This is a genomic window from Providencia sp. 2023EL-00965, from assembly GCF_033550225.1.
GTDB lineage: Bacteria > Pseudomonadota > Gammaproteobacteria > Enterobacterales > Enterobacteriaceae > Providencia > Providencia manganoxydans.
Genome location: NZ_JAWUEH010000007.1, coordinates 192,721 through 205,250, shown reverse-complemented (window position 1 = coordinate 205,250; position 12,530 = coordinate 192,721). Strand labels below are relative to the sequence as shown.

11 protein-coding genes are annotated in these 12,530 nt (G+C 40.8%); 1 reads left to right on the top strand and 10 read right to left on the bottom strand.

The genetic code is table 11. The features are described 5' to 3' along the window. Positions 1-33 precede the first annotated feature (33 nt). On the bottom strand, positions 34-495 hold the full coding sequence (locus SC428_RS11165; protein ID WP_070927053.1) for an Lrp/AsnC family transcriptional regulator: 462 nt from the start codon (positions 493-495) through the stop codon (positions 34-36). Positions 496-692: 197 nt separating this feature from the next. Here SC428_RS11165 and queC point away from each other — a divergent pair, with 197 nt between their 5' ends. Then, positions 693-1,391 (top strand): 7-cyano-7-deazaguanine synthase QueC, encoded by a 699-nt coding sequence (queC, locus tag SC428_RS11160; RefSeq protein WP_070926756.1) that lies wholly within the window; start codon positions 693-695, stop codon positions 1,389-1,391. A 50-nt stretch (positions 1,392-1,441) separates the two neighbouring features. Here the strand turns inward: queC and SC428_RS11155 are convergent, their stop codons facing one another. The 9 genes from SC428_RS11155 to bolA form a co-directional block, all read right to left on the bottom strand. Further along, on the bottom strand, positions 1,442-1,873 hold the full coding sequence (locus SC428_RS11155; RefSeq protein ID WP_070926758.1) for an acyl-CoA thioesterase: 432 nt from the start codon (positions 1,871-1,873) through the stop codon (positions 1,442-1,444). A gap of 173 nt (positions 1,874-2,046) precedes the next feature. Then, entirely contained in the window at positions 2,047-2,415 is a 369-nt protein-coding gene (locus SC428_RS11150) for a ComEA family DNA-binding protein (RefSeq protein ID WP_283126327.1), read from the bottom strand. Between the two features lie 146 nt (positions 2,416-2,561). Next, positions 2,562-4,430 (bottom strand): peptidylprolyl isomerase, encoded by a 1,869-nt coding sequence (ppiD, locus tag SC428_RS11145; RefSeq protein WP_318707745.1) that lies wholly within the window; start codon positions 4,428-4,430, stop codon positions 2,562-2,564. A gap of 172 nt (positions 4,431-4,602) precedes the next feature. Beyond that, the gene (gene hupB, locus SC428_RS11140) at positions 4,603-4,878 is read right to left on the bottom strand and encodes a nucleoid-associated protein HU-beta (protein WP_175442508.1); all 276 of its coding nucleotides are present in this window, start codon (positions 4,876-4,878) and stop codon (positions 4,603-4,605) included. Between the two features lie 212 nt (positions 4,879-5,090). Beyond that, positions 5,091-7,529, bottom strand: coding sequence for an endopeptidase La (gene lon / locus SC428_RS11135; RefSeq protein ID WP_070926764.1), 2,439 nt, complete (start codon positions 7,527-7,529; stop codon positions 5,091-5,093). Positions 7,530-7,737: 208 nt separating this feature from the next. Further along, positions 7,738-9,015, bottom strand: a complete 1,278-nt coding sequence (gene clpX / locus SC428_RS11130) for an ATP-dependent protease ATP-binding subunit ClpX (protein WP_070926766.1) — start codon at positions 9,013-9,015, stop codon at positions 7,738-7,740. A gap of 102 nt (positions 9,016-9,117) precedes the next feature. Beyond that, complete coding sequence (gene clpP / locus SC428_RS11125; protein WP_070926768.1) at positions 9,118-9,738, bottom strand: ATP-dependent Clp endopeptidase proteolytic subunit ClpP; 621 nt, start codon at positions 9,736-9,738, stop codon at positions 9,118-9,120. Positions 9,739-10,418: 680 nt separating this feature from the next. Then, the gene (gene tig / locus SC428_RS11120; protein ID WP_318707741.1) at positions 10,419-11,723 is read right to left on the bottom strand and encodes a trigger factor; all 1,305 of its coding nucleotides are present in this window, start codon (positions 11,721-11,723) and stop codon (positions 10,419-10,421) included. 356 nt (positions 11,724-12,079) lie between these two features. Then, positions 12,080-12,394, bottom strand: a complete 315-nt coding sequence (bolA, locus tag SC428_RS11115) for a transcriptional regulator BolA (protein WP_404826916.1) — start codon at positions 12,392-12,394, stop codon at positions 12,080-12,082. Positions 12,395-12,530 lie beyond the last annotated feature (136 nt).

Genomic DNA, 12,530 nt, shown 5'->3' with positions numbered 1-12,530 from the left:
AACAACAATAGCGGTAATACAGCGTTAACATCGCTAGTCAGGGATGGGTAACACAGTCGTATATTTAATTTTTTCCATGGCAAAACTGGAGGTAACGTCAATCAACCCATGAACACCATTAACCAGTTTTTTGTAGAATAGATCGTAAGATTTCATGTCTTTAACTTCAACCTGCATAAAGTAATCATACTCCCCTGCCATACGATAGAATATCAGTACTTCAGGAAGCTGGCTGACAAATGACACAAATTGCTCATACCATTCGCTGTTATGGTGTTGTGTTTTAATCATCACAATCACCGTCAATCCTAATCCTAATTTTTCGCCATCGAGTAAAGTCACCCGACTGCGGATATAGCCATCATCTTCAAGGCGTTTTAACCTTTTCCAACAAGGAGTTGAAGTTAAACTAACGTGTTCTGCGAGTGCATTTAAAGAGAGGCTACTATCATTTTGCAGTAAACGAAGTAACTTTTTATCTATCTTGTCTAACATAAGCGCTCTCTGTTGATTATAAAATGCCATTAATTACGCTATATCATAGAATAATTTTACCTAAATAGGCGGGAAGAGTATAAATAATTCATCAATTAACGATAAAAGGTCAAATTAAGTCTGTGCATGTTAGCCTAGCACCGCTAACATGGCTGATGAACAAACTCAGTACTTATTTTTTATCAAAGGGAGTATTTATGAAACGTGCGGTTGTTGTCTTCAGTGGCGGACAAGATTCGACAACGTGCCTTATTCAAGCACTAACAACTTATGATGAAGTCCATTGCATCACCTTCGATTATGGTCAGCGCCACCGTTTTGAAATTGAAGTAGCACAAAAACTTAGTCACTCCCTTGGGGCAACCGCACACAAAACACTTGATGTCACTCTACTTAATGAACTTGCTGTGAGTAGTCTAACTCGCGATAACATCCCAGTTCCTAATTATCATGAAAGCGAAGCTAGCGAATTACCAACCACCTTTGTTCCCGGTAGAAATATCTTATTTTTAACCTTAGCGGCTATTTATGCATACCAAGTCCAAGCTGAGGCAGTGATCACTGGTGTCTGTGAAACTGACTTCTCAGGCTACCCTGATTGCAGAGATGAATTTGTTAAAGCTCTTAACCATGCTGTTAGCTTAGGATTGGCAAAAGATATTCGTTTCGAAACCCCACTGATGTGGCTCGATAAAGCACAAACATGGGCACTTGCAGATTACTATGGCCATTTAGACACCGTCAGAGCCCAAACATTGACTTGTTATAACGGCATACAAGGCGATGGCTGCGGTGAATGTGCCGCCTGCCACCTTAGAAGTAAAGGCTTAACGCATTATTTGGCCAATAAAGACGCTGTTTTAGTCTCCTTAAAAAACAAACTGGATCTCCCTTAGCTTTGTACTTATGTAATCGGAAAGTGTTTCAACACTTTCCGATTTCTCTTTTAAACCGCAATAAAATCACCAGTCTCACTGAGTGATAGTTGTTGTAATTTCTCTAGTATTTCACCATTAAGTGGGACTGATTTATTCGCAACTAAATCAACTATCACAAATGTCAGTACTGCATCTGATACCAGCTCTTTTTTACCATTCCTTTCTCGTGATATTTGCTGATAGCATAGTGCACTCTTGGTGTTAATTTTATCGATACGCGTTACAACGGTTAGTTGGTCATTAATTACCGCCCCTTGAAAATAGTTTACATTGATGTTTACAACCACCATAGCCAACTGTTTTTTAAGTGCCCATTCAAGAAAACCTTGATTAGCCATTACAGCCCATCGATCAGTTTCATAAAACTCAAGGTAACGTGCATTATTAACATGTTGAAATACATCGATGTGATAACCACACACTTTTATTTTTGTTGCCATAACTACTCCGACCAGTCGCCATGTTTTTACAAAAAGATAACAAAAAATCATGACTCATGCACAAATCATTTAGTTTATGTGATATACATCGCCGTTATAGCCACTAATGAAGCAATCACAGATTGGAAACATTAAAACAAGTACCCATGAAACATAAATGGGTACCAAGTGAATTACAGAGTTAACTTACTCCTATTTTTTTCTAAAAATGAGGGACCTATTCCTTTCACCTCTAAAATATTTTCTAACGAACTAAATGCACCATATTTGTCCCTATATTCAACAATTGCCTTTGCTTTTTGGATCCCTATCCCACTCAGTTTCTTAGCCAGTTCCTCTGCGCTTGCTTGATTAATATTAACTTGATGAGTACTGCTAGAATGAGTTACATCGACAACCTGCTGAGACGTTTGGTTCGTTACTGCTAATGATGGTTTCTCAGTTTCCGTTTTTTTAGCTAATGCTTGCTGTTGATACATCAACATTGAAAACATGATCACAACACTACCTAAAAACTGTTTTGTTAATTGCATCCATGACATCGAGTTTCTCCTGTTTAAAGTGAGATAACACAATGCCAAGAAGATAATAGAAAAGCTTTTTAATCAGAGTAGAAATAAGAAAGGCCACCCAAAGGTGGCCTCAAAGAATGCTATCTTGCAATAAAAATTGCGAGGAGCTTCCCAAATTACTCGACGTTGAACTCTTCAATTTTTGCGTTATTACGCAGGTTCAGCATCAATGCTTCATTCACTGAAGCTGCCATCATGCCTTGATACTCTCGAGTTAACTGCGCTAACTCTTCCTCAGAAGCTTTACCTGCGGTTACTTTATCAAGTTGAATGATAACTAGGTTATCTTGTGCATCACGCGCTGTTGCATAAGTTGCTTTACCATCTACTGGTTTCGCCATTGCCATCGCTGCACCAGTAATTGGTGTTTGTGGCATAACACGAGAAACCGTTTCAGGGGCAGTAAATGTCACATTAGCCGCACTTAGCGCTGACTCACCTTTACCTTCTTTCAGTGCAGCAAGCAATTTATCGCCTTCCGCTTTTAGCACTGCATTTGCTTTTTGACGTTTAACTAGTGCTTCAATTTCAGGTTTGACGGTTTCTAAGGATTCGATTTGCTCTGGTTTGTACTCTGTAACACGAACCACAAATGCACGATCACCTTCAACGTTAATCACGTCAGAGTTGATACCTGTAGAACCATTTTTATCTACTAGGCGTTCACTGAAAATCTCATTGATCACTTTAGGGAATTTCAATGCCTCTGGTGGATTGTTCTTATCAAACCAGTCAGTTGTTGCCACTTTTAGGCCTGAAACTTCTTCGACAGATGCTAAAGATTCATTATCGTTAGTTGCAGCTTCACTGACTTTTTGCTGTAAGTCATAGAACTGTTTAACATTTTTCTCTTGGTTTAATGTCGTTTTCAGTCCATCTTTTACTGAATCAAATGATTTAACGCTTTCAGGTTTAATATCATCCAAACGGAAAATAACAAAACTTTCTCCGGATTTAACTGGCGCAGAAATTTGACCTTTTTCTGTTAGCTTAGCGTCAGCAATTTCAGCAGGGGTAGACGCCTCTTCCATCCAACCGATAACACCTTTATTGCCAGCACTGAATTTATCAGTCGACTTTTCAGCCGCGAGGGTTTCAAAATTAGCCCCTGCTTTTAGCTCATCGACGATTGCATTCGCTTCTTTTTCAGAGGCGACTTGGATCATGCTGTAATGCTTTTGCTCCGCCTGAGTATAATTTTTCAGGTTTTGCTCATAGTAGGTTTTCAGCTCTTCATCAGAAACGGTTTGCTCTGGCAGCGTCGTTGCGTCAATCTCAACGTAGCTGACTTTAACTTTCTCAGGTGAAATGAAGCTATCGTGGTTTGCATCATAGTAAGCTTTAATTTCATCTTCAGTCACAGACTGTTTAGCTTGTGCATCCGCTAATGATAACGTCGCTGTGCGAATTTCACGCTCTTGTAAAAATAGCTCCGCATACGTTTTGACTTCTGAAGGAAGTGCAAAATCGCTGCCTGTGAAAGCTTTAGCTAACTGTGCGCGCACCAAATCATTACGGATTTGGGCAGCAAAGTTGTCCGCATTGACATTATATTGCTTTAATATCAAACGATACTTTTCGCTATCAAAGTTACCATTAGTTTGGAAAATTGGCATCGCGAAAATCGCTTTCTCTATCTGCGCATCGCTCGCAGACAGGTTTAATTCTTGCGCATACTGATTAATCAGCTCACTATTAATTAAGTTGGCAAGTGCTTGAGCACGCAATGCTCTCATGGCTTCTTCATTACCAGCTATTTCAGAGAATCTGTCTCCCAAATTCTCTTGTAAGGACTGACGCTCTTGCGAGAAAGCCTGTTGTAGTTGCTCCCTGCTAATTGACTGTCCATTTACTTCGGCAGCATCATTGCTCGACCCACCAATCATGTAACCGGCAACCCCTGTCAGCACGAATGACAGAATAATAATAGCCAGTAGCACTTTGATAAAAGGACTGTTCGCTTTCGTGCGTAGATTGTCCATCATAAAAAGGCTTAACTCCGCTTGGTTGAATTCATTTCCTAATAATACGCTAATCTTAACCCAGATTGAAAAAAAAGCGCATCATTTCCATGATGCGCCTCTATATTAGCTGATTAATAATATTCAGTCAGTGTGAGTTTTAGAAAAAATAAAACAAACTCAAAATAAAACTGGATTAACCATTAACCGCGTCTTTTAAACCTTTGCCCGGACGGAAAGCAGGTACTTTCGCCGCAGCGATTTTGATTTCTTTACCTGTTTGTGGGTTACGTCCTGTGCGAGCAGCACGTTCACGAACTGTGAATGTACCAAAGCCAACTAAAGCAACATCATCACCTTTGCTCAGTGAGCCAGTTACAGATGCAACGAATGCATCAACAACACGACCAGCTGCAGCTTTAGAAATATTCGCTTCAGAAGCGATTTGATCAATCAGTTGAGACTTATTCACTCTTATCATCCCCATATTAGTTTTGACTATGATCTTAATTAGGCTATTAAGCTAATTAATGATGCAGCCGTTATATCAATCCTTAATGCCAATGGCAAGAGAACAGATAACATCCAAATAATTATCAGAATCATCGTTAAATTAGCGACGAAAAAAAAGGCTGACAACCCCTAAATAGGTCATCAGCCTCATTTTTATTTAAACTTCTTGATTCAGCTCACTCTTTTCGACTTATTTTTTACGACTTCCGCACCAAATGGTGGGTTCACTAATGCCAAAGAGAGTACTTCTTCAATCGTTTTCACTGGATGAATTTCCAAATCAGCAATAACATTTTCTGGAATTTCTTCCAAATCACGCTTGTTCTCAAATGGAATTAACACCGTTTTAATACCACCACGATGTGCAGCCAGTAATTTTTCTTTCAAACCACCGATAGGTAACACTAATCCTCTTAGGGTAATTTCACCTGTCATTGCCACGTCAGCTTTAACTGGGTTACCTGTTAAACAAGAAACCAGCGCTGTCGACATCGCAATACCAGCACTTGGGCCATCTTTCGGTGTTGCACCTTCAGGCACGTGTACATGAATATCACGTTTTTCATAGAAATCACTGTTAATACCCAGTTTTTCTGCGCGTGCACGTACTACTGTTAAGGCAGTTTGAATCGATTCTTGCATCACTTCACCAAGAGAACCTGTATAAGTCAGTTTCCCTTTACCCGGTACGCAAGCCGTTTCAATAGTTAATAGATCACCGCCTACTTCAGTCCATGCCAGACCAGTTACCTGACCGACGCGGTTTTCAGTATCTGCTTGGCCGTAATCGAATTTGCGAACCCCTAAGAAATCTTTCAGGTTATCAGCATTAATTTCGATGTGTTTAAGCTTTTTATCCATCAATAAGGATTTAACCGCTTTACGGCACAGTTTCGAAATCTCACGCTCAAGACTACGAACACCCGCTTCACGAGTGTAATAACGAATGATACTAATTAATGCACTGTCATCAATGGTTAATTCACCTTTTTTCAGGGCATTACGCTGAATTTGCTTCGACAGTAAGTGTTGTTTAGCAATATTCAGTTTTTCATCTTCCGTATAACCTGACAGACGGATCACTTCCATACGATCAAGCAGCGGAGCCGGTATGTTCATTGAGTTTGATGTTGCAACAAACATCACATCAGAAAGATCGTAATCAACTTCCAGATAATGGTCGTTAAATGCGACGTTTTGCTCAGGATCCAATACCTCTAACAAGGCTGAAGCTGGATCACCACGCATGTCTGATGACATTTTGTCGATCTCATCGAGTAAGAACAGTGGGTTTTTTACGCCTACTTTTGCCATTTTCTGGATCAATTTACCCGGCATGGAACCGATGTAGGTGCGACGATGCCCACGGATTTCCGCTTCATCACGTACGCCACCTAGCGCCATACGGGTATACTGGCGGCCAGTTGCCTTAGCAATAGATTGGCCAAGTGAGGTTTTACCAACCCCCGGAGGCCCTACCAAGCACAAAATAGGCCCTTTGATCTTGCTGACACGGCTTTGTACTGCCAGATACTCTAAAATACGTTCTTTTACACGCTCTAAACCATAGTGGTCAGTATCGAGAATCTCTTGAGCCTTCACGAGGTCTTTTTTTACTTTACTGCGTGCGTGCCATGGTACCTGAACCATCCAGTCGATATAGCTACGCACAACCGTGGCTTCAGCTGACATTGGAGACATCATTTTTAGCTTCTGCAATTCCGCTTCTGCTTTTTCATGTGCCTCTTTTGGCATTTTTGCTTCTTCAATTTTGCGTTTTAGCGCTTCATATTCGTCAGGAGCATCATCCATTTCACCAAGCTCTTTTTGAATCGCTTTCATTTGCTCATTCAAATAGTATTCACGTTGGCTTTTTTCCATCTGCTTCTTAACACGGTTGCGGATGCGTTTCTCAACTTGCAGTAATTCAGTTTCTGACTCCATCATTGCCATCAGGAACTCAACACGCTCTGCTACATTTGCCATCTCCAGCACTCGCTGTTTATCAGCCAATTTCAATGGCATATGAGAGGCAATCGTATCAGCAAGTTTATCCAGCTGATCTTGCTCAATGGAATGCAGTGAAGTCAGTACTTCAGGTGGAATTTTTTTATTGAGTTTGATGTAGCTCTCAAACTGACTAACAATCGTGCGATAAAGAACTTCTTGTTCTTTTTCATCAAGAAGCTCTGCCGCAGGTGCAGCAGCTTCGTTATAAAAATCTTTAGCCTCTGAGCTATTTTTCTCAGATTCTGACTTCAAATATTCGGCTTGTGCTATGAAATATTCACCATTATCAGTCAAGCTACTAATGTGTGCTCTTCTTAGGCCTTCAACTAAAACTTTAACGGTGCCATCAGGCAGCTTTAGCATTTGGATAACTGAAGCAACAGTACCAACTGAAAATAGGTCATTGACTCCAGGCTCATCAGTTGAAGCTTCTTTTTGAGCTACGAGCATTACTTGCTTGTCATGATCCATCGCTGCTTCCAGACTGTGAATGGATTTTTCACGTCCAACAAACAGTGGGATCACCATATGTGGGTACACCACTACATCACGCAGAGGCAATACTGGTATTTCAATGCGTTCGGAACGCTCAGGATTCATAAAGCTCTCTCTTCGTTTAGCTTGCGCTAGTTTAAGGGTTTCCAACAATTGCTCAAAAAATGTTTATTTTAGGAGCAAAGAAACCACACTCAGAATATAAACTATATGGGGATAAGATTTTAGCATTCAATGGGTCATTGAAGATAAAAAATGAAATGAGGGATAACCCTCATTTCATTCATAAATTGTTACTGCTAAATCTTAGGTGTTAATTATCACCAGAGGCTTGAGCATCAGGCTTGCTGTAGATCAGTAATGGTTCAGATTGTTCGTTAATAACGTTTTCATCAACCACCACTTTTTCTACATTTTCCATAGAAGGTAGGTCATACATTGTGTTTAACAACGCAGCTTCCACAATAGAACGTAAGCCACGGGCACCCGTTTTACGTGCCATCGCTTTTTTAGCAATTGCTTTTAACGCATCTTCACGAAACTCTAATTCAGTTCCTTCAAGGTTAAATAACGCTTGATATTGCTTAGTTAATGCGTTTTTCGGCTCTTGTAAAATTTGGATCAATGCTTCTTCACTAAGTTCTGTTAATGTTGCCACAACTGGCAAACGACCAATAAACTCAGGGATCAAACCAAATTTGATCAAATCTTCTGGCTCAGTCTTCGCTAATAATTCACCTTCAGTAATTTTTTCAGATTCGCCTTTCACTTCTGCTGCGAAACCAATGCCTGAACGTGTATTTAAACGCTGACCGATCACTTTATCTAGGCCAGCAAAAGCACCACCACAGATAAATAAGATCTTAGAGGTATCAACCTGTAAAAACTCTTGCTGAGGATGCTTACGGCCACCTTGTGGTGGAACGGCTGCAATCGTGCCTTCAATCAGTTTTAGCAACGCTTGTTGCACACCTTCACCTGAAACATCACGGGTGATCGATGGGTTATCTGATTTACGAGAAATTTTGTCAATTTCATCGATGTAAACAATACCACGTTGGGCTTTTTCTACATCATAATCGCATTTTTGGAGCAGTTTTTGGATGATGTTTTCAACATCTTCACCTACATAACCGGCTTCGGTTAATGTTGTAGCATCCGCCATGGTGAAAGGGACATCCAAATAACGCGCTAATGTTTCAGCAAGCAGGGTTTTACCACTACCTGTTGGCCCAATCAGCAAAATGTTACTTTTACCCAGTTCTACACCTTCGTTAGTGGTATCACCATTACGTAAACGTTTGTAGTGGTTATACACTGCGACAGCAAGAACTTTTTTCGCTTGTTCTTGACCTATGACATAATCATCAAGGTGCTCGCGGATCTCATGGGGTGTCGGCAGTGCACTGCGTTCACGATGAGGAGCTAGTTCTTTAATCTCTTCACGAATGATGTCGAGGCATAAATCGACACATTCATCACAGATATAGACTGACGGACCTGCAATCAGCTTGCGGACTTCGTGCTGACTTTTTCCGCAGAAAGAGCAGTACAACAGTTTACCTGACCCCTCTTTGCGCTTTTCTGTCATCAGTTGACCTCACTTATCGTCAAATTGCCCTGTTTAATTACCATCTGATAACCCGAAACAGAGCAATAAATTTCTTCAATATTCAGGGAATACCCTAACTAATTAACGGCTGGTATAAATTTGATCAACCAACCCATATTCTTTGGCTTCATTTGCAGATAAGAAACGATCACGTTCAGTATCACGGTTAATCTCTTCAATCGATTTACCCGTATGCAATGCCATCAATTCATTCATTCGAGACTTAACTTTCAGGATTTCCTGAGCGTGGATCTCAATATCTGTCGCTTGACCTTGATAACCCCCCAAAGGTTGGTGGATCATCACACGCGAGTTTGGCAAACAGAAGCGTTTACCTTTTGTCCCAGCAGTCAGCAAGAAAGCGCCCATAGAGCAAGCCTGCCCCATACAAATCGTACTAACATCAGGTTTAATAAACTGCATGGTGTCATAAATTGACATACCCGCGGTGATCACACCACCCGGCGAGTTGATATAAAGCTGGATATCTTTTTCTGGGTTTTCTGCTTCCAGAAATAGCATCTGTGCGACGATGAGGTTCGCCATATGATCTTCCACCTGACCTGTCAGGAAGATAATACGTTCTTTTAACAGACGTGAATAAATATCGTATGAACGTTCACCCCGAGAGGTCTGCTCAATGACCATTGGCACAAGTGCCATTTGGGATGCTAGGTTTTCCTGACCGCCAAAATGTGACATCGAAATCTCCTATTAAAAACTTTCTGGTGCTTGCGCCTAAGTTGACTGTTTGCTTATCTTTTGGGCAGCAAACAAACAGTTTGTCTTTAAAAATTATCTTTATCTTGCATAAATCACAATCATCTCACCGCTTCTACGCTTTTAAGTTGACTAAAAAGCCTTCGAAGAAATGTGCACTTATTTATACTCATCATGCTTCAAGTTGCAGCATTGTTGCCTTCGCTTACCCACACTAGCCACACACTTATGTATGCACCTAGTATCTCATGCGCTTGTCCCTAGCTGACCTTGAATAGTTTAGAGCATAGAGTGATTATGTCGTAGAAAATAAGACGCACTTTAAAATAGTTTAACACAAGTCTGTAAGGATTCACGGATTTGTTGCTTACGTTAACCCAACAATATTCAGCCAATATAACTAAAATATACCGTACCGCCTTTAATCAAATTAGGGCATAAATGTTATTTTCAAGACTATTTTATACTCAAAATAATTCGAAGTGCAGCTAGGCGACAAGCGAAGATAGTCGGGGAGCATAGATAAACTCTATGACTCGGCTAGCTGAACGAGGTCAACAAAGCAGCAACTTGAAGTATGACGAGTATAATCAAATTGACAAAAAACCCGCAATGCAGCACAGCATCACGGGTTTCTAATTTGCATAACTTAAAAAATGAAATTAGCCAGCTTGAACTTGATTCATCAGTTCAGTGAAGTTAGTTTCTTTTTCAGTTACTTTAGCTGCTTCTAATACTTTCTCAACAGCTTGTTCTTCTAGCGCTAAGTTACGAACACTGTTCATCAGCTCATTATTTTTGCTGTAGTATTCAATAACTTCTGCTGGATCTTCGTACGCTGATGCCATTTCTTCGATCAGAGTTTTAACGCGATCTTCGTCAGCTTTCAGTTCGTTAGAGCTGATCACTTCACCTAACAGCAGGCCGATAACAACGCGACGTTTTGCTTGTTCTTCGAACAGTTCACGAGGCAGTTCCATCGCTTGTTGTTCGTTACCACCGAAACGTTGAGCAGCTTGACGACGCAGAACGTCGATTTCGCCATCAACGACAGCAGCTGGAACGTCGATTTCATTTGCGTTAACCAGACCATCCAGAACTTGTGCTTTAATACGGTTACGAACCGCATTTTTCAGCTCACGTTCCATATTTTTACGTACTTCTGCACGCAGGCCTTCTAAAGTGCCATCAGCAATACCGAAACGCTTGATGAACTCTTCAGTGAATTCTGGCAGTTCACGTTCTTCAACTTTCTTCAGAACGATAGCAAATTTCGCTGCTTTCCCTTTCAGGTTTTCAGCATGGTAATCTTCTGGGAAGTTAACTTCGATATCGAACTCTTCGCCTGCTTTGTGACCAACGATGCCATCTTCAAAGCCAGGGATCATACGACCTTCGCCCATAACCAGTGCGAAATCTTCTGCTTTACCACCTTCAAATTCTTCACCATCGATAGAACCAGTGAAGTTGATAGTAATGCGTGAATCAGCAGTTGCAGCTTCAGCGATTTCTTTCCATTGAGCTTGTTGCTTACGCAGAGTTTCCAGCATGTTTTCCAGATCTTCATCTTTAACAGTAACAACTGGTTTTTCTACTTCGATAGTTTCCAGACCTTTCAGTTCGATTTCTGGGTAAACTTCGAATTCCACTGAGTAAACAAAATCTTTACCATCTTCAAGCATTTCAGGCTTGTAGCTTGGCGCACCAGCTGGATTGATTTTTTGCTCAACGATAGCGTTGATGAAGTTACGTTGCATCACATCGCCCAGAACGTCTTGCATAACAGACGCGCCGTAACGCTGCTTAACGATGTTCATTGGTACTTTCCCTTTACGGAAACCATCAACACGTACTTTCTTCGCGACGCTGACTAGCTCGCTGTTTACTGCTTTTTCAATATCGGCAGCAGGAACGGTGATTGTTACACGACGCCCAAGGCCTTGAGTCGTTTCAACAGAAACTTGCATCTTCTTACCTCAAAAAAAATCTTAGTGATCGGTCTACTCCAGAGTTATGCCATTAAATCATAATGACCATCTCCCTTCCAGAACCGGGGCGTTGTTTTCACAACGGTCATCCCTGATATCAGAAGCGTCCCGAAACCTTACTGAAAATTAGACGCAACATTATACCGATGCGGATGCTCTGAGTCGAGAAAAGCTGATAAAAGAAGCGATTATTCCTCTTTATTTGTGACTTTTCTGACTAAAATAAACATTCTTCAAGCAAATTGAAGAAAAAATCACCATCGATATGGATGTTGACATCATAAAACGAAATCAATTATTCCATCACAATGACAGTAACGGTCTCTATATGTCAATCAACCGTTTGTTTTACCACCACCACGACATGCAGGGGAGTTTAATGCAGTATCTGCTAATCCCTCCCACTCAGTAGGCGTATAAGTATGAAGGGCTAATGCATGAATACTCCCCGCTAGTTCGTCCGCCAAAATAGCATAAATTTCACGGTGGCGACCAACCATACGTTTATTTTCAAATAGTTCACTCACGAGTACGACCTTAAAATGGCTTTCTGAACCAGCAGGAACGTTGTGCTGATAGCTTTCGTTAATCACTTCCAAATGAACTGGCGCAAAGGCAGCCTGTAACTTTTGCTGGATATGAGATTGCATGTTGTGCCCCATAAAATAACTCCTAAATTGCTCCTAGATTATCGTTCTTCATTATCTTTTTTTGTACTGATAGTGGAGAATCATTCACAATGATATGATTAATACCTACTTTGACGAATTTTTTCAGAAATAGTTG